Annotated in this window: 16 protein-coding genes, 2 rRNA genes and 1 pseudogene; 5 read left to right on the top strand and 14 right to left on the bottom strand. The window is 56.2% G+C overall.

All coding sequences use genetic code 11. The features are described from left to right. The 3 genes from GS12_RS19705 to GS12_RS19695 all read left to right on the top strand — a co-directional run. A 23S ribosomal RNA gene (locus GS12_RS19705) occupies nucleotides 1–75 on the top strand; the annotation flags it as partial. A gap of 74 nt (nucleotides 76–149) precedes the next feature. Beyond that, a 5S ribosomal RNA gene (gene rrf, locus GS12_RS19700) occupies nucleotides 150–265 on the top strand. Between the two features lie 260 nt (nucleotides 266–525). Continuing rightward, a complete protein-coding gene (locus GS12_RS19695; RefSeq protein ID WP_052118538.1) occupies nucleotides 526–1,824 on the top strand; it encodes an MFS transporter in 1,299 nt (432 codons plus the stop codon). Here the strand turns inward: GS12_RS19695 and GS12_RS19690 are convergent, their stop codons facing one another. The 5 genes from GS12_RS19690 to trxC all read right to left on the bottom strand — a co-directional run bounded on the left by GS12_RS19690 (nucleotide 1,825) and on the right by trxC (nucleotide 7,536). Continuing rightward, the gene (locus GS12_RS19690; RefSeq protein ID WP_034916498.1) at nucleotides 1,825–2,145 is read right to left on the bottom strand and encodes a YfiM family lipoprotein; all 321 of its coding nucleotides are present in this window, start codon (nucleotides 2,143–2,145) and stop codon (nucleotides 1,825–1,827) included. It lies immediately after the preceding gene. A 14-nt stretch (nucleotides 2,146–2,159) separates the two neighbouring features. Further along, the gene (gene pssA / locus GS12_RS19685; protein WP_200884543.1) at nucleotides 2,160–3,518 is read right to left on the bottom strand and encodes a CDP-diacylglycerol--serine O-phosphatidyltransferase; all 1,359 of its coding nucleotides are present in this window, start codon (nucleotides 3,516–3,518) and stop codon (nucleotides 2,160–2,162) included. Nucleotides 3,519–3,628: 110 nt separating this feature from the next. Next, nucleotides 3,629–6,277, bottom strand: coding sequence for a bifunctional acetate--CoA ligase family protein/GNAT family N-acetyltransferase (locus tag GS12_RS19680; protein WP_034949994.1), 2,649 nt, complete (start codon nucleotides 6,275–6,277; stop codon nucleotides 3,629–3,631). A gap of 69 nt (nucleotides 6,278–6,346) precedes the next feature. After that, complete coding sequence (locus tag GS12_RS19675) at nucleotides 6,347–7,039, bottom strand: tRNA-uridine aminocarboxypropyltransferase (RefSeq protein ID WP_034949991.1); 693 nt, start codon at nucleotides 7,037–7,039, stop codon at nucleotides 6,347–6,349. A 77-nt stretch (nucleotides 7,040–7,116) separates the two neighbouring features. Beyond that, the gene (trxC, locus tag GS12_RS19670) at nucleotides 7,117–7,536 is read right to left on the bottom strand and encodes a thioredoxin TrxC (RefSeq protein ID WP_034916492.1); all 420 of its coding nucleotides are present in this window, start codon (nucleotides 7,534–7,536) and stop codon (nucleotides 7,117–7,119) included. 183 nt (nucleotides 7,537–7,719) lie between these two features. On the opposite strand from trxC, the gene GS12_RS19665 reads away from it, so the two are divergent. Both GS12_RS19665 and aldA read left to right on the top strand, forming a co-directional pair. After that, nucleotides 7,720–8,754, top strand: a complete 1,035-nt coding sequence (locus GS12_RS19665; RefSeq protein ID WP_034916490.1) for a tRNA/rRNA methyltransferase — start codon at nucleotides 7,720–7,722, stop codon at nucleotides 8,752–8,754. Nucleotides 8,755–8,985: 231 nt separating this feature from the next. Further along, on the top strand, nucleotides 8,986–10,425 hold the full coding sequence (gene aldA, locus GS12_RS19660; RefSeq protein ID WP_034950000.1) for an aldehyde dehydrogenase: 1,440 nt from the start codon (nucleotides 8,986–8,988) through the stop codon (nucleotides 10,423–10,425). 49 nt (nucleotides 10,426–10,474) lie between these two features. On the opposite strand, the gene emrB is transcribed toward aldA, so the two are convergent. From emrB to GS12_RS19615, 9 genes and pseudogenes are all read right to left on the bottom strand, one after another. Continuing rightward, nucleotides 10,475–12,010: a multidrug efflux MFS transporter permease subunit EmrB gene (gene emrB / locus GS12_RS19655; protein WP_034949988.1), complete on the bottom strand. Its 1,536-nt coding sequence runs from the start codon at nucleotides 12,008–12,010 to the stop codon at nucleotides 10,475–10,477. 17 nt (nucleotides 12,011–12,027) lie between these two features. Then, nucleotides 12,028–13,200 (bottom strand): multidrug efflux MFS transporter periplasmic adaptor subunit EmrA, encoded by a 1,173-nt coding sequence (gene emrA, locus GS12_RS19650; RefSeq protein ID WP_034916486.1) that lies wholly within the window; start codon nucleotides 13,198–13,200, stop codon nucleotides 12,028–12,030. A 148-nt stretch (nucleotides 13,201–13,348) separates the two neighbouring features. Next, a complete protein-coding gene (gene mprA, locus GS12_RS19645; RefSeq protein ID WP_034916485.1) occupies nucleotides 13,349–13,894 on the bottom strand; it encodes a transcriptional repressor MprA in 546 nt (181 codons plus the stop codon). A gap of 324 nt (nucleotides 13,895–14,218) precedes the next feature. After that, nucleotides 14,219–15,403 carry an MFS transporter gene (locus tag GS12_RS19640; RefSeq protein WP_034949985.1) on the bottom strand — a complete coding sequence of 395 codons (1,185 nt, stop codon included), beginning with the start codon at nucleotides 15,401–15,403 and terminating at the stop codon, nucleotides 14,219–14,221. 133 nt (nucleotides 15,404–15,536) lie between these two features. Further along, the gene (proX, locus tag GS12_RS19635) at nucleotides 15,537–16,532 is read right to left on the bottom strand and encodes a glycine betaine/L-proline ABC transporter substrate-binding protein ProX (protein WP_034949983.1); all 996 of its coding nucleotides are present in this window, start codon (nucleotides 16,530–16,532) and stop codon (nucleotides 15,537–15,539) included. 63 nt (nucleotides 16,533–16,595) lie between these two features. Then, the gene (gene proW, locus GS12_RS19630; RefSeq protein ID WP_034949981.1) at nucleotides 16,596–17,768 is read right to left on the bottom strand and encodes a glycine betaine/L-proline ABC transporter permease ProW; all 1,173 of its coding nucleotides are present in this window, start codon (nucleotides 17,766–17,768) and stop codon (nucleotides 16,596–16,598) included. Further along, nucleotides 17,761–18,960: a glycine betaine/L-proline ABC transporter ATP-binding protein ProV gene (gene proV / locus GS12_RS19625; RefSeq protein ID WP_034949978.1), complete on the bottom strand. Its 1,200-nt coding sequence runs from the start codon at nucleotides 18,958–18,960 to the stop codon at nucleotides 17,761–17,763. Before proV ends, proW begins: the two co-directional genes overlap by 8 nt. A 381-nt stretch (nucleotides 18,961–19,341) precedes the next feature. Beyond that, nucleotides 19,342–20,301 (bottom strand): class 1b ribonucleoside-diphosphate reductase subunit beta, encoded by a 960-nt coding sequence (gene nrdF, locus GS12_RS19620; protein ID WP_034949975.1) that lies wholly within the window; start codon nucleotides 20,299–20,301, stop codon nucleotides 19,342–19,344. A gap of 24 nt (nucleotides 20,302–20,325) precedes the next feature. Further along, nucleotides 20,326–20,552 (bottom strand): annotated as a pseudogene (locus GS12_RS19615) (class 1b ribonucleoside-diphosphate reductase subunit alpha); the annotation flags it as partial.

Here is a 20,552-nt window from a genome sequence, read left to right as displayed (position 1 = left end):
CGTTGATAGGCCGGATGTGTAAGCGCAGCGATGCGTTGAGCTGACCGGTACTAATGACCCGAGAGGCTTAACCTTACAACGCCAGAAGCGTTCTGGTGGTAATGAGAGACGAAAAGAATTTTCAGCGGAGTTCCGGATAACAGAATTTGCCTGGCGGCTTTAGCGCGGTGGTCCCACCTGACCCCATGCCGAACTCAGAAGTGAAACGCCGTAGCGCCGATGGTAGTGTGGGGTCTCCCCATGTGAGAGTAGGGAACTGCCAGGCATCATACAGACGGAAAAGCCTCATGCGAAAGCATGAGGCTTTTTTCGTTTATGCATCGCCAAACGAGAAAAAACGAAACCCATTCACATTAATTATCCTGCCTGAATCTGTTACGATCGCTTCGCACACCCGGCTTATAATCCAACGAACTTCACATTTTCTGAAGTCTGAACATTAAAACAATTTATTCACATCCTGCTAATGCGGTTTACTGCTGCTTGCCGTTTCTTTCTTATCGCCAATTTCCAGCAAGGATCAAAATGGATAATCATAAATCTGGCATGCAATCGGAAGATCACGACGTCAGTACACGCCAGCGAATCTGGGCTATCGTGGGGGCATCATCAGGGAATCTGGTCGAATGGTTTGACTTCTACGTCTACTCTTTCTGTTCGCTCTACTTCGCCCACGTTTTCTTTCCTTCCGGCAACACCACAACCCAACTGCTGCAAACCGCAGGTGTATTCGCCGCAGGCTTTTTGATGAGGCCTATTGGCGGTTGGTTATTTGGCTATATTGGTGACAGGCACGGCCGTAAAAAGTCGATGCTCATTTCTGTGTGCATGATGTGTTTTGGTTCACTGGTGATAGCCTGCCTGCCGGGTTACGATGCCATTGGTATTTGGGCCCCCGCGCTTCTGCTGCTTGCACGCCTGTTTCAGGGACTGTCTGTTGGCGGCGAATATGGCACCAGCGCCACTTACATGAGCGAAGTCGCTATTGAAGGTAAGAAGGGCTTCTATGCTTCTTTTCAGTACGTTACGCTCATTGGCGGACAGTTAATGGCGCTGCTGACCGTGGTGGTGCTGCAACAGGTGCTGAGCGATGAGGCGCTGCGCGCGTGGGGATGGCGCATTCCGTTTGCTCTGGGTGCCGCACTGGCCATTGTTGCGCTCTATTTACGCCGATCGCTTAACGAGACGTCAGATCGTAAAACACGCGAACATGAAGACGCCGGCTCGCTGAAAGGTATCTGGAAAAACCGCCGCGCGTTCATCATGGTGCTGGGATTTACCGCGGGCGGCTCGCTGAGTTTTTATACCTTCACTACCTATATGCAGAAATACCTCGTTAATACTTCGGGAATGGACACGAAAACGGCCAGCGCAATAATGACCGCTGCGCTGTTTATTTTCATGCTAATCCAACCTGTCATCGGCAGTCTGTCAGATAAGATTGGGCGTCGCAGCTCTATGCTTATTTTCGGCGGGTTTGCAGCAATTTGTACTGTACCCGTATTGACGCTGTTGCAGAGCGTTACCAGCCCGTGGATCGCTTTTTTGCTGGTGATGCTTTCGCTGATAATCACCAGTTTTTACACCTCGATCAGCGGCATACTGAAAGCGGAGATGTTTCCGCCGGAGGTTCGTGCGCTGGGCGTTGGGCTTTCCTATGCTGTTGCGAACGCAATATTTGGCGGTTCAGCAGAATACGTGGCGCTGTCGCTTAAATCGGTAGGAAGTGAAACCAGCTTCTTCTGGTATGTGTCAGCCATGGGCGCGGTCGCATTTTTGGTTTCGTTGTTGTTACATCGGAAAGGAAAGGGCATTCAGCTCTGATTATTGCCCCAGGTTCCATAGCGTATAGCCGGTGGCAGCGCCGGCTAAATCCCAGCTAAAATCTTTCCAGCTCCAGCCGGTGCCGCCTTCACGGCTGTCATAAAGTTCTTTCATCGCGCCAGGGCCAAGAGAAAACATCACGCCGAAGCTGGCGCTGCGATGCTCGCGCCAGTTCTGATGTTCACCGTAGCTGCTGCCCGCAGCGGTCAAAAATGCGGAGGAGAGGAAGTGCTGAGCTTTGTCCTGACCGGTCCAGCTGTCCTGCGCCATATGGGTACAGCCGGTGCAGCACAGCGTCAACAGTAGCAGCAGCTTACGCATTGGCTCTCCTGAGGTTAAAGAATGCGGCTGATCAACCTGTCGATGCGGATACGGCGCAGGCGACGGATCAGTTTGCGCACCTTGAGGGGATAGTCGGCGATACTTTCCAAATCCCGGAAGTGCTGGACTATCGTAGTGTGTTGACGGATCAGATCCAATTCATGCGCACTCTGTTCCGTGAGCTGATGAAGGGGATCGTGGATCAGTACCGCATTCTCGAGATCCAACCGCCAGGCTCTGGGATTCAGGTTATTACCGGTAATCAGCATCCATTCGTCATCGACCCACACGCCCTTCAGGTGATAGCTGTTTTCACCGTCTTTCCACAGGCGAACCTGAAGCTGGCCGTTATTCACAAAATATTGTAAACGGCTGAGGAAGCGGCGCAGGTTAATTTCGTATAGATAAGGCAGCGCGCCGATCACCTTAAAGGGCTGATCCTGCGGAATATAAAAATCGTTGGCCGTTTTATCACCGACGATGATCTCAACCGTTCGTCCGCGACGCAACAGCCAGATAATATTCCGAACCAGAATGGCGGGCAGATTGAAATAGGGCGTACACAGGGTCAGCTTCTGCTCGGCGCAGGGCATCAGATGGTAGATGGTTTTATTCAACAGACTACGCCTGCCGAGGCCCACCAGCGGCGTTACCGCCAGTTGTTCATTGTTGGCGTCGCCAACAAATTCATAATCGAAGCCGCGAAGCTCCTGACGGAACTGACGAGTTTCGTTTTTGATTTCCGGGCTTTTCGGGCGCTCATGCTGATCCAGACGGTGAACGGCCTCTGCCTGGATCAAATTTTTATCGATCCAGTGCATCATGGTTTCCGCCAGCGAGACATTGCGGATCAGCTGGTAGCGATCGTAGCGGTATTTATCATGCTGATGCAGATAGACGTCGTTCAGACTGGCGCCGGTGTAGAACAGCGTATCGTCGATGATTGAGCCTTTAAGGTGTAGCACGCCCAGCGCTTCGCGCGTGTTCACCGGCACGCCATAAATTGGGATCGCGATATCAGCATGCCGATCTGCCATTTCGCAATACCAGTCGGCATTGGTTGCGCCGCGCGCCGCGCCAATGCGACCACGCTGCGCACGATGCCAGTCGACAAGAATGCGCACGTCCAGATCGGGTCGCAGCCGTTTCGCCTCATAAAGCGCGGAGAGAACGGCGCGTCCGGCGTCATCGTTTTCAAGATAGAGAGCGACAAGACAGATCCGGCGGGTGGCGGTAGTGATTTTTTCGAGGAGCGTTTTACGAAAATCGGCCGGAGAGTAAAGCGTGGTGTAGTCGGCAACCGACTGAGACAATTTTGGCAGTTGCGCAAGGTGCTGTTGGTGTTTATTACGTTTAAATTTTGACAACATCACAGTGCGTATCTTCTCTGTTTATAGAATGGCTTTTGCCATAAATTCATCACGTTGACTGGCAATAATACCATCAGTCAGGCCGAAGTGGGCCAGTTTTACGTTTCCAGACGTTATTCAGCCGGTGCGGAAAGCGGCAATGAAAGAGTGACGATGCCGTCTTCAAGCTGAACGTCAACCGCAAAACCAAGCTTGCGCGCCAGCGTAATCATTCCGCGGTTGCCGGGCATGGTAATACCATTGAGCTGGTTAAGGCCGTGCTGTCGGGTATAATCAATCATCTTCTCCAGCAGGCGTCGCCCCAGTCCCAGGCCTTTCAGATCTGAGCGAACCAGCACCGAAAACTCGGCATCGATGTTGTCCGCATCGGAAATTGCCCGCGTCACACCTATTATCTCATCCGCACCCTGAAACGGCCGAACCGCAACGAGCGCCATTTCACGATCGTAGTCGATCTGCGTCATGTTCGCCAAATCCTCATGCGTGAACTCGTTGATCTCACTGAAGTAGCGATAATAAAGGTCTTCCTTTGTCACCTGCGCGATAAACGCGCGCAGCAGCGGCTCATCTTCCGGCAATATTGGACGAAACAGGCAGCGTTCGCCGTTCTTCAGCGTAATCCGCTCCTCAAGCGCGTGTGGATAAGGGCGGATGGCCAGGCGGCTCTCAGCCTCTCCGCTGAACGCGGCCAGTTGCATATTGACGTCCAACAGAGAAAATTCGCTACCGGCGGCGAGAAGAGGATGGATATCAAGTCGGACGATTTGCGGGCAGTCAACGATCAGGTGGGATACCCGAACCAGCACTTCGCTGATACCCGTGACGTCGAGCGGCTGCTGCGCGCTGCGGCTGCGAATTTTTCCGCTCTTTAAGGCCTGAATCACCAGATAACGCGCCAGGGTCATATTCAGCGGCGGCAGCGCCACTACGGCTTGTCTGTCCGTCTGCCACTCAATGCCACCCTCACCCAGCAGGATAACCGGCCCAAATACCGGATCCTGCTCCACCAGCATGCGCAGCTCCTGCGCGCCCGCGCGGTTCGCCATGCTCTGAACCAGCAGGCCGTGCACGCGTGCCTGTGGCCACGTGAGCCTGACGCGATCGATAATCGCATCCGCCGCCTGCTGCACCTCACTGGCCGTCCGCAAAGAGAGCATCACGCCCTGAACGTCTGATTTGTGCGGAATGTCCGGCGAACGAAGCTTCAGCGCCACCGGGTAGCCTGTCTGACCGGCAATGTGCACGGCTTCAGCGCTGTCGCTGGCTATCCATGTGGGTAGCGTGTTTAAGCCATAGGCGCGCAGAATATCCTGCACCTCATGCGTATCCAGCCGGTTCGCGCCCTCATCCAGCGCCTGCTGGATCAGACGATGCGCATCGGTGGTATTGGCCGTCAGATTAACCGGCAGCGCAGGCGTTTCGCGCAGCTGTTTCTGATTGCGGCGATACTCAACCATATGCATGAACGCGGTTACCGCGCCTTCCGGCGTGCGGTAGGTAGGAATACCCGCGTCGCTGAACAGCCGTCGCGCCTCCTGCGACGAAAATTCACCGCACCAGTTGGTGAGCAACGTCATCTGTCGGGCGCGGGGATGCTGCGCAATCGTTTCAATAAGCTGTCGGGCCGTTTCCGTCGCGGGCGCCACCGCGCTGGGCGCGTGAATAATCAGCAGCGCGTCAATCTCCTGGCTGTCCATCAGGCGGCTCACCGTTTGCAGATAGCGTTCCACGGTGGCGTCGTCTTTCAGATCGAGTGGATTACCCGCATCGGCTGCCGCAGGCAGCAGAGTGGCGAGCATCTCATCGCTCAGCGTCGCCAGCTTGCCGTTACGCGCATCCAGTTGATCCAGCGCCAGCGCGGCAGGCGCGGCACCGTTGCTGACAATCATCAATCGCTCGCCCCGCAGCGGCCGCATATAGCTCAGCGTCTCTACGGCGGAGAAAAGTTCATGCGTATCGTGTACGCGAAGCAGGCCAGCGCGCTGTATTGCCGCATCCCATGCCGCATCCAGTCCCGCATGCGTTTTCAGCAGCCGTTGCGCCTGCGGGCTGCGGCCGCTTTTAATCACCAGAATGGGCTTGTTGCGCGCGGCGCTGCGTGCGGCGGAAACGAAACGGCGCGCGTCGCTCAGGTGTTCGAGGTAGAGCAGAATGGCGCTGGTTTTGCCGTCGCGCGCCAGAAAATCGAGAAGGTCGTCGACATCAATATCCAGACTGTCGCCCAGCGCGATAAACCAGGAGAAGCCGAGCTGCCGCTGCTGCGCCCAGTCCAGAATGGTATTGGAGACCGCCGCAGACTGAGAAATAAAAGCGAGCTTGCCGCGGGCGATCGGCACCGGCGAAAAGCTGGCGTTCAGCCCCTGCCAGGGCGCGAGCAGGCCAAGGCTGTTGGGGCCAAGCAGGCGGATTTGCCACGCGCTGGCGCACTTTTTCAGCGCATCAAGCTGGCTTTCAGGCGCGGAAAGAATAATGCAGGCTTTGCAGCCGCGTTCGCCCAGGGCGTTGAGCAGTTCGAGATTGCGATCGGCATGTGTACAGATCACCGCGAGATCGGGCGACAGCGGCAGGCTGGCGATATCGCGCCAGGCCAGTACGCCGCACACGGCTTTATATTTCGGCGTGACCGGGAGAATGGGGCCGCTGAAGCCGCCTGCCAGCAGGTTGCGCATCATCAGATAACCGGCGCGACCGGGACGTGTTGAGGCGCCGATGACCGCTATCGACGCTGGTTTTAACAACCCTTCTAACCCACGTTGGCTCATTTTCTTCTCCCAAAGAGATCCTTCAGGTCGATTCTAAACGCTTTTACAGAGGATAGTCGGGCATAGCACTTATATTTTTAAATCAGCCTGATAAGCAGGATGATACGGTTTGCCGGCCAGATAGCGGCGTCGAAAAAGATCGAAGTGATGAAATAGCGCGCTACCGGCGGCGTCATCGCCGGCCTGCATCAGCAGCTCTGCCGCTACCTCTGCCGTGCAGTGCTGGCCCTCGCCGTGCGCTTCGCGTAGCTGGTAGCGCGAGGGCGTGGTCAGCGTGAGCGACATGACTGGCAGAGCATCCAGCCACGGGCTTTTCCGGAACATCTTGCGCGCCTCGGTCCAGGTGCCGTCCAGCATGATAAACAGCGGCGGCTTGCCGCCCTGCGGCGGAGCGGTTTCGACACGGCGACCCGCATCGGCGTAGGACGCGGGAAAAACCACCATCGGCTGCACGTCCGGGTTTCTGACCGCGGCAAGCAGCGCGGGATCGGGTTCGGTACGCGACCAGCCGAACGCCTGCGTATCCGGCAAAATGTCGGCGATCAGACGGCCGGTATTGCTGGGTTTCATCGGTTCGGTATCAAACATCACCAGGCAGAACCTGCTGCGCGCCTGCTGCGGCTGAAGCATGGCGCACAGACAGTTTTTCTCCGGCAGCAGGCAGCGCTGACAGCGTAAAATGCGGTTGCCGCGCGCCAGAAAGGGGCGGGTGGCGCGGGCGAGGCGCTCGGCTCGCAGGCGGAGGACGGCGTTTTCAGTCATATAGTGTTATCGAAGGAAAACGCCATTCTAGCGGAAAGAGGGCAACGACAGCCAGCGGCGCTGGCTGTCAGGCAGCATTAAAGCGTTTCGTCGAGCCATGCGTTAAACGGCGCTTTGGGCATGGCGCCGCTCAGCATATCCACCATCTGGCCCTCTTTAAATAACATGATGGAAGGAATGCTTCGGATACGAAAGCGGTTGCTCAGCGCGGGTTCTGCCTCGGTATCCACTTTGATAAAGCGAACTTTGCCGCCGCGCTCGGCCGCCACTTCTTTATAGATTGGCGCGAAGTTAACGCAGGGGCCGCACCACGGCGCCCAGAAATCGATAACCACCGGCAGATCGTCCTGAAGATATTTGTCCAGCGTCGCGCTGGTGGCATTAATGACTTCGCCGGTAAACAGCGGGCTGCCACAGCGGCCGCATTTTGCGCCATCTTCTGCGCGTTCCTGCGGAAGGCGATTGGTTGCCTGGCATGATGCACAAACCGTATTCATTCTTCACCTCAAACCTGACATAACGTTGTCTCAAGTATGATTCTCAGGTTTCAGGACAACAAAGTGATTTGTTCGATAGGTATAATAGTCGCAAACTTGCAACGCGCTTTCGCTGAAGTTAATAGCTAAGCGCCGCTACATCAGGTAACCTGCGCGCGTCGCGCTCAGCCAGGTGGAGGAAAAATGAACGACGAATTTAAAGGTAAAAGCGGAAAAGTAAAAGTGATGTACGTCCGCAGCGATGATGAAAGCCCAAAACGCGGCCATAATCCTCGCACCGGTAAGGGTGGATCGCGTCAGGACAACGATCGTCGTCCGGCGCGTTTCACAGAAAGCAAACCGCGCGGCGGGCGCGATCGCGACGACGATTTTGCGGGCGGTTCGCCGTGGCGCACGGTATCCCGAGCCCCGGTCGGGAGTGATGAAAATAAACCCGATCACGGCGGCATCAGCGGTAAAAGCTTCATTGATCCGGCGCAGATCCGTCGTCAGCGCATGGAAGAAACGCGCGTTTATGGCGAAAATGCCTGTCAGGCGCTGTTCCAGAGCCGCCCGGAGTGCATTGTGCGTGCGTGGTTCATTCAGAGCGTCACGCCGCGTTTTCGCGAAGCACTGAAGTGGATGGCGGCCAACCGCAAGGCTTACCACGTTGTGGAAGAGGACGAGCTGGAAAAAGCGTCCGGTACGGAGCACCACGGCGGCGTCTGCTTCCTGATTAAAAAACGCATGGGAATGCCGGTGACAGACTGGCTGGCCAGAGCGGAGCAGAAAGACTGCGTGCTGGCGCTGGAAGACATCGGCAATCCGCACAACCTTGGCGGCATGATGCGCAGCTGCGCGCACTTTGGCATTAAAGGGCTGCTGGTGGACGATGCCGGGCAGCTGGAGTCGGGCGCGGCAGTGCGCACGGCAGAAGGCGGCGCGGAGCACGTACAGGCGATCGGCGGCGAAACCTTTGCCGGCGCACTGGATGAATTCCGCAAGGCGGGCTACACCATCGTGACCACCTCAAGCCACAAAGGCACGCCGTTGGCGCAGGCGGAACTGCCAGCGAAGATGGTGCTGGTGCTGGGGCAGGAGCGCGACGGCCTTTCTGAAAGCATCTGGCATCAGGGCGATATGAACGTGTCGATTGGCGGTACCGGCAACGTCGAGAGCCTGAATGTGTCGGTGGCTACCGGCATTCTGCTTGCGGAGTGGTGGCGTCAGAACGCATAACGTATAAACCCAGGCCTGTGCCAGTCAGTCAATGCTGACTGGCATTTTTTTTACCTTTCTCTTCCCTGCCATAAACACCTCGTTTTGTCGTTTCTGTCATGCCGAACTTCAGCTCACTGCCAGCCCGATGTCGAAGGTGGCAACAGGAAGAAGGCGTGACATGACGAACCATTGCACGCTGCATTTGCAAAAAAACATTGTTTTAACAAAATGGCATCGGAGATTTTGCAAATGACAACATATCTACAGCACTATATTAACGGCGACTTTGTCGCTCATTCTGAAGAAACCTGGATCGATGTCATCAACCCGGCAACGGAAGTGCTGCTGTCGCGTATCCCTCAGGGCACCGCGCAGGAGGCCAACCGGGCCATCAACGCCGCCGATGCAGCACAGCCGGCCTGGGAAGCGTTGCCTGCCGTAGAACGCGGTCGCTGGCTGCGTAAGCTCGCCAGCGCCATCCGCGAGCGTGTGGCCGATCTGACCAACGCTCTGGTGGCCGAAGGCGGTAAAACCCACGCGCTGGCGCATACCGAGGTGATGTTCACCGCAGACTATTTCGATTACATGGCCGAGTGGGCGCGGCGCTACGAAGGCGCTATCGTCAACAGCGACCGCGCCAATGAAAACATCTTTGTTTTCAAAAAGGCGATTGGCGTGACCACCGGCATTTTGCCGTGGAACTTTCCGTTTTTCCTGATTGCCCGTAAAGCCGCGCCTGCGCTGGTGACCGGCAACACAATCGTGATTAAACCGAGCGAGCTGACGCCAAACAATGCCGGGATCTTTGCTGAAATCGTGCATCAGGTCGGCTTGCCGAAAGGCGTGATGAATCTGGTCTATGGTTACGGGCCGGAAGTGGGGCAGGCGTTGGCATCCAACCCGAAAGTCGGTCTGGTCAGCCTGACCGGCAGCGTGGGCGCAGGTATTGCGACGATGACGGCGGCGGCAAAAAACGTAACAAAAGTCTCCCTGGAGTTAGGCGGTAAAGCGCCCGCGATTGTCATGGACGATGCCGATATCGACGTAGCGGTAAAGGCGATTGTCAGTTCGCGGGTGATCAATACCGGTCAGGTGTGCAACTGTGCCGAGCGCGTCTACGTGCAGGCGGGTATTTACGATCGGTTTATGACTGCGCTGATCGTCGCTTTCAAAGCGGTAAAATTTGGCGATCCGGCAGAGCAGGCGGAAATCGATATGGGGCCGCTGATCACCGCCGCCGCGCTGGCACGCGTTGAGGAGAAGGTTGCCACCGCCGTGGCACAGGGCGGCAGAGTGGTGCTCGGCGGTAAACGCGTTGGCACTAAAGGTTTCTTTTTTGAACCGACCATCATCACCGATGTGCGGCAGGATATGGAGATCGTGCGGGACGAGATTTTCGGACCGGTGCTGCCGGTGATGACCTTTACAACGCTGGATGAGGCGATCGCGCTGGCAAACGACTGCGAATATGGCCTGACCTCATCCCTCTATACGCGGGATCTCAACAACACCTTCATTGCGCTGCGCAAGCTGAAATTTGGCGAAACCTACGTCAACCGTGAGAACTTCGAAGCAATGCAGGGCTTTCACGCGGGCTGGCGCAAATCCGGCATCGGCGGTGCGGACGGGCGTCACGGGCTGGAGGAGTATCTCCAGACGCACATTGCTTACCTCCAGTTGCAGGATTAACCACCCATAAAAAATGCCAGTCAGGTTCGCTGACTGGCATCAGGGTACGTCAGTGCGCGCCGCCGCCACCGCCGCCGGAACTGAACGGCGGACGAGCAAACCAGATCAGCACCAGCAGCAAAATGAATATCCCGGCCGATACCCAGAAAATTTCGTTAGCGGAAATAATCAACCCCTGGTTAGTGATCTGCTGCGCTATCCATGAGGACGCCTGATCATGGCTCATCCCCATCCCTTCCAGCTTGCGGTACATCTCCTGTGAATTCACGTTGTAAGCATTCACTGACTCGCTAAGCTGGCTGTGGTGCATTGATTCCCGGTTCGACCACAGCGTGGTGGTGATCGAGGTGCCGATGGAGCCCGCCAGCGTTCGCGTAAAGTTCGACAGGCTTGAGGCCGCCGCCAGCCGTTCCGCCGGCAGACCGGAGAGGGTAATGGTGGTCAACGGCATAAAGAAGCAGGCCACGGCGAAGCCCTGAATAAACTGCGGCCACGCGGAGGCGCCGAAATCCATTCCCGGTTCAAAGGTGTAGGCGCGCCAGTAAAAGCAAATGGCGTACATGATAAAGCTGAAGGTCACCAGCTTGCGCATATCAAGGCGATGGGCGAAACGGCCAATAATCGGCGACAGAATAACCGGGATGATCCCGACCGGCGCCGAGGCCAGTCCGGCCCATGTGGCCGTGTAGCCATAAACCTCCTGTAACAACTGCGGCAACAGCACGATGGAGCCGAAGTAGAGCATGTACGCCAGGCTTATCGACAGACAACCGATGGTGAAGTTACGCGACTTAAACAGCGACAGATCGACGATCGGATGGTCGTCCGTCAGCTCCCAGATCAACAGTACCGCCAGGGCAATCACCGCCACAATGGTTAAGGTGATGATCTCCTGTGAGCTGAACCAGTCCAGTTCTTTGCCGCGATCGAGCATTACCTGCAAAGAGCCAATGCCCACCACCAGCAGCGTCAGCCCGACAATATCAATGGGACGCACCACCGTGGCAGTTTCGCGATTGCGCAGCGTCTGAAGCGTCAGCATCACCACCACGACGCCAATCGGCACGTTGATGAAGAAGATCCAGCCCCAGTGATAGTTATCACTGATCCAGCCGCCGAGGATCGGGCCGCAGATAGGCGCAACGATTACCGTCATCGCCCACAATGAGAGCGCGATGCTGCGTTTGGCGGGCGGATAGTTACTGAGCAGCAGGCTTTGCGACAGCGGGATCAGCGGCCCGGCCACCACGCCCTGGATAACGCGAAAGAAGATCAGCATGGAAAGGCTTTCTGACATGCCGCACAGCCAGGAAGCCACGGCGAACGCCGCCGTGGCCCAGACGAAGAGCTTCACTTCACCGACGCGCTTCGCCAGCCAGCCGGTAATCGGAATCGAAATGGCGTTCGCCACGCCAAACGAGGTGATAACCCAGGTGCCCTGCGAGTTCGAGGCGCCAAGGTTACCGGCAATCGTCGGTATCGCCACGTTGGCGATGGTTGAGTCAAGCACCTGCATAAAGGTGGCCAGCGACAGCGCGATGGTCATCAGAACCAGCGGCATGCCTTCAAGCGGTTTTTGCGCCATAACAGCCTCCCGCTTTCTCAGTTCGCATTGGCGCGAATGATCTCAGCAATCATCTGGTTGGCCGGTGCCAGATCCAGCGCCAGCGCATCGCTTTGATAAGCGGGCGTCTGGCGAGCGCTGGTAGCCAACACCGCACCGTCCGCGTTGCTGGTATCCACTGTTACCAGGGTGGAAAGACCAATGCGCAGCGGATGCTTTTCCACTTCCTGCGGATCGAGTTCGATACGCACCGGCAGGCGCTGAACAACCTTAATCCAGTTGCCGGTGGCGTTCTGTGCGGGCAGCAGCGAGAAGGCGCTGCCGGTGCCCATATCCAGGCCGACCACCTTGCCGTGATAGGTCACATCGTCGCCGTAGATATCGCTGACCACGGTCGCGGTCTGGCCGATTCGCACGCCCGCCAGTTGGGTTTCCTTGAAGTTGGCGTCCACCCACAGGTTGTTGGCGGGCACAATCGCCATCAGCGGCGTAGTGGAGGTGATCTGCGAGCCAACCTGCACGCTGCGGCGCGAAACGAAGCCGTCAATCGGGCTGACCACTTCGGTGCGCTTCAGCGCCAGCCAGGCGTCGCGCAGTTCTGCGGCACTCTGTTTTACCGCAGGCTGGTTTTCCAGCGAGGTATTCAGAACCATTGCCTGATTGGCGTTGTACTGCTGCATAGCCACGTCAAGCTGGGCCTTCGCGGTCGCAACGGCATTGCGCGCATGTTGCAGGTCTTCACGGCCAATCAAATTGGCGGCGCCCAACGGCTCACGGCGTTTCAGGTCAGCCTGCGCCTGTTCAAGCGCCGTTTTTTGCAGTTCGATGGTGGCCTGATACTGCCTGCCGTTGATGATCATCTGATGCGTCTGACGCACGCTGGTGGCGAGTGCGGTCTGCGCCTTTTCAAACGCCTGTTCGGCATCCGTTTTATCCAGCGTCAGCAGCACCTGACCCTTTTTGACATAGTCGGTATTGTCGAACCAGACCTTGTTCACGCTACCGGAAACCTGCGCCATGATCTGCGCCTGATTTCCCGCCACGTAGGCATCATCGGTCTCCTGATAATGACGCAGCACCAGGAACCAGTAAATCAGCCAGGCGACGCCAATGACAATCAACACCGCAGCCAGCAGAAGCAACGCACCTTTACGTTTTTTCTTTTTATTGGCCGGCTGTTGCGGGTTCTGCGTCTCCGCATTTGCACTCATGGTTTTCTCCACGTTTTAATCTGCTATCACGGGCCTGCCTGGTTTGTCAGGCCCGAAGTCAAAAATGCCAGCGCACTGGCGCTGGCATGGGTCGAAAATGGGTGCACTAAAATAGCGATATCTGGCGTCGCGGTTGTCGCACAATATGCTATTGCTTCAAATTCTGGCGAGAGAGTGAAGAAATCACCTGCTCTTCATCCATTTTATCCAGTCGGGTCAGTAGTTTACGCGTAATCTCTTCAAGCTGTGTTTTTTCAGCAGCGGAGAGAGAAGACCACAGAAGTTGCAGGCTCTGATGCTGAGGCGGCAAAAGCTGTCGAAGAAACTCTTTACCCTTTTCGGTCAGATGCAGGTGCAGGCAACGGCGATCGTTATCGCTTTCGCGACGCTCGATCCAACCACGCTTTTCCAGCTCATCGGCGATACGGGTGGCGTTGGTGCGTGACGAACCGAGCGCGGAACTCAGCTCCGAAGGCTGAATACTGTGATCTTCCTGTGCATCCAGCGTGATCAGCGCCATAAACAGCGTCTCGTTAATCCCCTGAGCTTTCAGCATTTTATTGCGATTTTCCAGCAGTTTACTCTGCATATGCATACAGAGACGCGTCAGTAAGATCTCCTGCAAAGGAAAATCTTTGTGACGGTTAGCGCGAAAATGTAGCATCTGTTCAATGGGAGTAAACGAACTTTCCATTTGGTAAAACCTCACAATTTGCAACGAGTAATATAATGACGGCGGCGGGCGGTGACGCCGTCAATCGTGTCCAGGTTGCTCCTTCACCTGGAAGGTGAACAGCATCGTAAAGTCGATGCGGGTGCTATCAATGGAAAATTTGATAAGCCAAAATGTTGGTCAGATTTCATAAATGTTGCGCGTCTGGCGCGAAGGCTGTTTTCCCGTCTTATAATTACGCGCGAAAATATGATCCTGATCATAACCACAGCCTTACCTTATCAAAGTGTCCATCCGCTTAACAGGTCGATAAGGCAGAAATTTCTGATATTTACTATATGCGGCCTAATAATTCACCGCTTCATGATGTGCGCCGCGCCACCATTGTAATAAATTCAACACGTTTAAAATAACGCCCGCCGCGCAGACGCCCGTCCAGCCCGCGAAATGGTAAGCGCTGGCGGAGATCAACGAGCCTGCCGCGCCGCCGATGAAATAGCTGGTCATATAGCCTGCGGTAAGCCGGTTGCGCGCTTCAGGCATCTCGCGATAGATGACGCTTTGGTTGGTGATATGCACGCCCTGTACCGCCAGATCCAGCAGGATAATGCCCACGATCAATGCGATCAGCGAATGGCCGCCCAGTGCGGTGAACAGCCACGAAAGCAGCATGATCAGCAGCCCGACGGTTGTGGTGAGCTTCGCTTTGCCGCTGTCCGCCAGTGAACCGGCCTGACGTGCGGCCAGCGCGCCCGCAGCGCCAACCAGGCCCAGCAGACCGATGGCGCCTTCGGAATAGTGATAAGGCTCAGCGGCCAGCAGAAAGGCCATTGATGTCCACAGTATGCTGAAGTTAGCGAAGGCCAGGCAGCCGGTCAGCGCCCGTGTTCTTAGCAGCGGTGAGGAGATAAACAGCGTAAAAATGGAACCCAGAAGCTGGCCGTAGTTGAGGGCGACCGCCTGCTTATAACGGGGCAAATAGCGCCAGAGCGCCAGTGCCATTAATGCCATCAGCGCGCTGGCGACCCAGTAAACAGTGCGCCAGCCGCCGAGTTGCGCCAGTCCGCCCGCAACGGTGCGTGCCAGCAGGATGCCGAGCAGCAGTCCGCTCATCACCGTGCCGACCACTTTGCCACGTTTCGCTGGCTCGGCCAGCGTCGCGGCAAGCGGCACCAGAATCTGCGCCACCACGGAAAACAGACCGGTCAGCGCAGTACCAAGCAGCATCAGCGGCAGCGTGGGCGAGAGGGCGGTGATCACCATACCGCCTGCCGCCAGCAGGGTCATCACCACGATCAGCCCCCGGCGCTCCAGCATATCGCCCAGTGGCACCAGCAACAGCAGCCCGGCGGCGTAACCGAGCTGCGCGGTGGTCACGATAAATCCTGCCTGATTGACGGAGAGATCAAAGGTACGTGCAACGGTTGCCAGTAGCGGCTGGACATAGTAGTTACAGGCGACGGCGAGGCCGGTTGCCAGCGACATCAGGGCAACCAGAGCGGGATTTAGTCCGGGCTGAACAGGTTTCATCGTACTCAACAGGGTCAGGAAATAGCAATAAGGTGAATAATAACCTAAAAAACTATTTCATTCATAAGATAATTTCCCGGGGCTGCCATAAAAAAAGCGGCCCGCAGGCCGCCTCAGATCAGCAGGGCGTGAATTATTTTGCCGCCGCCATCGCGTCTTTTATCCAGCCGTCAAATTCTGCCTGGTGCGCTTTGATCCAGCCATCAACGTGCGCATTGATGGCGTCTTCTGAAGACTGCCCCTGATGCATACGGGAATTCTGCGCGTTGATATCTGCAATCGGTAGCTTCATCTCAGAGAACAGCTTCGCCGCCGCCGGGTTTTTCTCCGTCCATGCCTTATTGGCAACAATGTGCATAGAGTTAACCGGGAAGCCATAGTTGGCGCCGTTAGGCAGTTTGGTTTCCACATTTTTCTGCTCGCCAGGCATGGAGGTGAACGGCACCTGTAACCAGACAACATCACGGCCCGGCACCAGTACATCGCTCACCCAGTACGGCGTCCAGGTGTAATAGAGCACCGGTTTTCCCGCTTTAAAGCGGCTGATGGTGTCGGCCATCATCGCTGCGTAGTTGCCCTGATTGTGCTCAACGGTGTTGCTCAGTTCAAAGGCTTTGATCTGATGGTTGATCACTGCTTCACAGCCCCAGCCAGGCGTACAGCCAGTCATGTCCGCTTTGCCGTCGCCGTTGCTGTCAAACAGCTTCGCGAGCCTGGGATCTTTAAGCTGATCGATGCGAGTGATGTGGTATTTCTCTGCGGTTTTCTTGTCGATCAGATAACCCTGCGCGGCGCCCTGCACGTAAGTGCCTGCCCGGTAGAATTTCGCGTCGCCGCCTGCGGCTTTATACATATCGTCATGCAGCGGCTTCCAGTTGGTGGCAATGAAGGTGGCGTCGCCCGCAGCGATAGTGGTGTAGCCTACGTTGTAATCGACTTCATTGGTCTGCTCAACGGTGTAACCAAGTTTTTCCAGCGCGCGGCTCACTAACAGCGTCTGGAAAGTCTCTTCGGAAATGGTGCTCTGCACCGGTTTTACGGTAACGCCTTTGCCGGGCAGATCGGCGGCGGAAACCTGGGTGGCGGCCAGCGCGGTTAACGTGGCGGCGAGAAGTATTGTCTTACGCATAGTGAGTCCTTATTAATGTTTCGTCACTGGCGGCGTGCGGGCACGCCGCCGATAAGAGAGGAATTATTTGATGAAGGGCCGGGTCAGCAGCCCCAGAGGGCCACTCGCATACCAGCGGCGCGGGCCACGGGTGCGGCTGTCGCGTCCAACCGACTGCGTCAGGCGGTCAAGAATAATCGCCAGGATCACGATCCCAACTCCGCCAACGGTCGCCAGACCCATATCCAGCCGGCCAATACCGCGCAGAACCATCTGACCCAGACCGCCCACGGCGATCATTGAGGCGATCACCACCATCGACAGCGCGAGCATCAGCGTCTGGTTCACGCCCGCCATAATGGTTGGCATGGCCAGCGGCAGCTGCACTTTAAACAGCATCTGGCGCGGACTGGCGCCGAAAGATTCCGCCGCCTCAATCAGGTCCGCCGGCACCTGGCGGATGCCAAGGATGGTCAGACGGATAATCGGCGGCAGGGCAAAGATTATCGTCACCACCACGCCCGGTACGTTTCCGATACCAAACAGCATCACAATCGGCACCAGGTAGACAAAGGCCGGCGTGGTCTGCATCGCATCCAGTAGCGGTCGAATAAACTTCGCCGCCCGCTCGCTGCGCGCCAGCCAGATGCCCATCGGCAACCCGATAATTACGCAGAACAGCAGTGCGGTCAGCACCAGCGCCAGCGTGACCATCGCCTGCGACCAGGCGCCAATCGCGCCAATCAGGATCAGCGACACCAGCGTCGCAACGCCCATGCTGAAGCTGGAGAGCTGCCAGGCAATCAGCGCGAACAGTACAATCGCCACCGGCGCAGGCATGCCGGTGAGGAAATGCTGGAAGGCGCTGAGGATGTAGTCGATCGGCACGCGAATGCCCTGAAACACCGGGCGAAAATGCGTAACGATCCAGTCAATGCCGGTGGTGACCCAACTGTCGAGCGGGATCAGCGTTTTGTGAAACGGATCGAGAATATTGAAATGTTCAGCCTGCGGCGCGGGCGCGCTGCTCAGCCAGTCGCCGCTCGCTGCCGCGTCGTGTGCACCGCCTGGCGAGCCCCACGCATCGCCTCCGCCGCCTGCTGCATCAGCGGGCGCGGACGATGCGCCGTCGGCGGGCGCGGTGGCCCAGGGATCGCTGCTCGCCGCATTTTGCGAGGCATCGGCGGCGGGTGCTGCCTGTGTTGTGTCAGGCTGCGCGGAGGCCGCAGCCCATGGATCGGTTGATTGCTTAGTCATTGTTTGCTCCCTCGCGGTCCAGCGCCCTTAATAACATGCCCTTAGAGATGATGCCGATGTACTGGTTGTCTTCGCCAACCACCGGTACCGCGCAGGGCGCCCCGGCAACGTGCGACAGCAGATCGTTCAGCGAGGTATCGCCAGGTACGGCGACGGGCGCGGAGAGCAGCGCCCCTTCCAGACCTTCGCCCGCGGCCAGCGCGGCCTTCAGCGAATCGGTTGACACCACTCCGATAAACTTCTGTTTTTCGAGCACGTAACCATATTCGCGGTCTTCATCCTGAAGCAGCTTGATGGCCGAACGCGGGCCGAAACCCGGCGCCTTACGCATCAACGAGCCAGCGCTACGACGGGCAATATCCTTCGCGCTGAACACGTGGCTGATATCCACGCCGCGAAAGAAGGTGCGCACATAATCATTGGCAGGATTATTCAGGATCTCATCCGGCGTGCCGACCTGGATGACCTCACCGCCCTGCATAATGGCGATACGGTCGCCGATGCGCATGGCTTCATCCAGATCGTGTGAAATAAAGACGATAGTACGCTGATGACGCGACTGGAGTTTAACCAGTTCATCCTGCATTTCAGTGCGGATTAAGGGATCGAGCGCCGAGAAGGCTTCATCCATCAATAATATATCGGGGTTGATGGCCAGGGCGCGCGCTAATCCTACACGCTGGCGCATGCCGCCCGATAATTCATCCGGATAGGCATGAGAATAATTATCCAGCCCCACCTGGCGCAGCGCGTCAATGGCTTTTTCCTGACGTTCTTCCAGTGGTACACCGGCTAATTCCATGCCGAAGGCGGTATTATTTAAGACCGTCATGTGAGGCATCAGTGCAAATGACTGGAATACCATGCTGATCTTATTTCGCCGAACCTGACGCAGCTCGCTTTCAGATATTTTCGCGATATCGACGCCGTCAATAATGACCTGGCCGCGGGTGGGTTCTATCAGACGATTGAGAAGGCGAACCATGGTGGACTTGCCGGAACCGGACAGCCCCATGATCACAAATATCTCGCCTTCTTCAATGGCCAGACTGGCATCTTTTACCCCAAGAGAAAGTCCTGTTTTCTCAAGAAGCGCCTCTTTACTTATTCCTTTATCAATATATTTAAAAGCGCGGTCGGGATTTTCTCCAAAAACTTTATATAAATTTTTTACTTCAAGTTTAATGGCCATGCATTAATTAGTTTCCTGGTTGTTTGAATATCTTATATTTTTCAATAGCCCTGACTGAATATTAGCGGCCTATACCCTAGCACACTCAGATTCTGAGACAACCCTTATGGAAATTTCTTAAAGTAGTATTTGAGATGAGTATCCCGAAAAAGTCAGGGCGGGTAAGGGATTACGGCGGATTTGAGGCAACGAAAAAAAAAGAATATTTCGGCGAGGAAAAGCCGTCAACGCGGTGAATTCCTGACAACAGGAGAGAAAATATGCGAGTAATAAGCAGGCGGACAGCGCCATTTATTTTCACAACAGCCAGCGGAACAACGTGTTATTATTCCCTGCGAAACGGATAAAGGCGACTGATGTTTTCAGCCGCCTGCGGAAGGGTTAAAAGTTCCAGTCTTCGTCTTCCGTATCGACGGCTTTCCCCATGACATAAGACGAGCCTGAGCCAGAGAAAAAGTCGTGGTTTTCATCGGCGCCGGGCGATAACGCAGCGAGGATGGCAGGATTGACGTCGGCAATCTCAGTCGGGAAAAGCGCCTCGTACCCCAGATTCATCAGGGCTTTATTGGCGTTGTAATGCAGAAACTTTTTGACCTCTTCCGCCCAGCCCAACTCACCGTATAGCGCATCGGTGTACTCGACCTCGTTTTCATACAGCGCCAGCAGCAGTTCTGTTGCAAACTGCTGTAGCTCTTCCTTGCGTTCGGGTGGTTCTTTCTCCAGCGCTTTCTGATACTTATAGCCAATGTAGTAACCATGCACCGCCTCGTCTTTGATAATCAGACGGATCAGGTCGGCGGTGTTGGTCAACTTGCCACGGCTGGACCAGTACATGGGCAGGTAAAAGCCTGAATAAAAAAGGAAAGACTCCAGGAAAACGCTGGCGATTTTCTTCTTCAGCGCATCGTCGTGGTGATAATGCGCAAGAATAATGTCCGCCTTGCGCTGAAGCGGCGGGTTCGCTTCGCTCCAGGCATAGGCGGCATCCACATCGGTGGTATGGCACAGGGTGGAAAAGATGGAGCTGTACGAGCGCGCGTGTACCGCTTCCATAAAGCTGACATTGGACATCACCGCTTCTTCATGCGGCGTCAGCGCATCCGCCATCAGCGCCGGTGCGCCGACGGTATTCTGAATGGTATCCAGCAGCGTCAGGCCGGTAAAAACGCGAATGGTAAGCTGTTGTTCTTCGCCGCTCAGGCTGTTCCATGAGGGAATATCATTGGAAAGCGGCACTTTTTCCGGCAGCCAGAAATTGGCCGTCAGGCGGTTCCAGACTTCCAGATCCTTTTCGTCCTGAATCTGGTTCCAGTTTATGGCGTGGACGCGTTGTAAAGTCATGGTATTTTTTGGCCTTTTATCATGTCAGAGCGAGCAGGAGACGCAGCCTTCGACTTCGGTTCCTGACAGCGCCATCTGGCGCAGGCGAATGTAATAGAGCGTTTTGATGCCTTTCTTCCAGGCGTAGATCTGCGCCCGGTTGATATCGCGCGTGGTGGCGGTATCACGGAAAAACAGCGTCAGCGACAGTCCCTGATCGACATGGCGGGTCGCTTCTGCGTAGGTATCGATAATCGCTTCCGGCCCGATAT

Source organism: Erwinia oleae (assembly GCF_000770305.1).
Classification (GTDB): Bacteria; Pseudomonadota; Gammaproteobacteria; order Enterobacterales; family Enterobacteriaceae; genus Erwinia; species Erwinia oleae.
The sequence above is the reverse complement of the archived record's forward strand: the minus strand, read 5'-3'. Positions and strand labels throughout refer to the sequence as shown.

What these genes read in the sequence shown, in the direction of transcription:
- aldA (WP_034950000.1), top strand. Translation starts at nt 8,986, where the DNA reads ATGACAACATATCTACAGCACTATATTAACGGCGACTTTGTCGCTCAT.
- GS12_RS19690 (WP_034916498.1), bottom strand. Translation starts at nt 2,145, where the DNA reads ATGCGTAAGCTGCTGCTACTGTTGACGCTGTGCTGCACCGGCTGTACC.
- GS12_RS19695 (WP_052118538.1), top strand. Translation starts at nt 526, where the DNA reads ATGGATAATCATAAATCTGGCATGCAATCGGAAGATCACGACGTCAGT.
- GS12_RS19640 (WP_034949985.1), bottom strand. Translation starts at nt 15,403, where the DNA reads ATGAAACCTGTTCAGCCCGGACTAAATCCCGCTCTGGTTGCCCTGATG.
- proV (WP_034949978.1), bottom strand. Translation starts at nt 18,960, where the DNA reads ATGGCCATTAAACTTGAAGTAAAAAATTTATATAAAGTTTTTGGAGAA.
- proX (WP_034949983.1), bottom strand. Translation starts at nt 16,532, where the DNA reads ATGCGTAAGACAATACTTCTCGCCGCCACGTTAACCGCGCTGGCCGCC.
- proW (WP_034949981.1), bottom strand. Translation starts at nt 17,768, where the DNA reads ATGACTAAGCAATCAACCGATCCATGGGCTGCGGCCTCCGCGCAGCCT.
- GS12_RS19680 (WP_034949994.1), bottom strand. Translation starts at nt 6,277, where the DNA reads ATGAGCCAACGTGGGTTAGAAGGGTTGTTAAAACCAGCGTCGATAGCG.
- GS12_RS19675 (WP_034949991.1), bottom strand. Translation starts at nt 7,039, where the DNA reads ATGACTGAAAACGCCGTCCTCCGCCTGCGAGCCGAGCGCCTCGCCCGC.
- GS12_RS19665 (WP_034916490.1), top strand. Translation starts at nt 7,720, where the DNA reads ATGAACGACGAATTTAAAGGTAAAAGCGGAAAAGTAAAAGTGATGTAC.
- mprA (WP_034916485.1), bottom strand. Translation starts at nt 13,894, where the DNA reads ATGGAAAGTTCGTTTACTCCCATTGAACAGATGCTACATTTTCGCGCT.
- nrdF (WP_034949975.1), bottom strand. Translation starts at nt 20,301, where the DNA reads ATGACTTTACAACGCGTCCACGCCATAAACTGGAACCAGATTCAGGAC.
- trxC (WP_034916492.1), bottom strand. Translation starts at nt 7,536, where the DNA reads ATGAATACGGTTTGTGCATCATGCCAGGCAACCAATCGCCTTCCGCAG.
- emrB (WP_034949988.1), bottom strand. Translation starts at nt 12,010, where the DNA reads ATGGCGCAAAAACCGCTTGAAGGCATGCCGCTGGTTCTGATGACCATC.
- emrA (WP_034916486.1), bottom strand. Translation starts at nt 13,200, where the DNA reads ATGAGTGCAAATGCGGAGACGCAGAACCCGCAACAGCCGGCCAATAAA.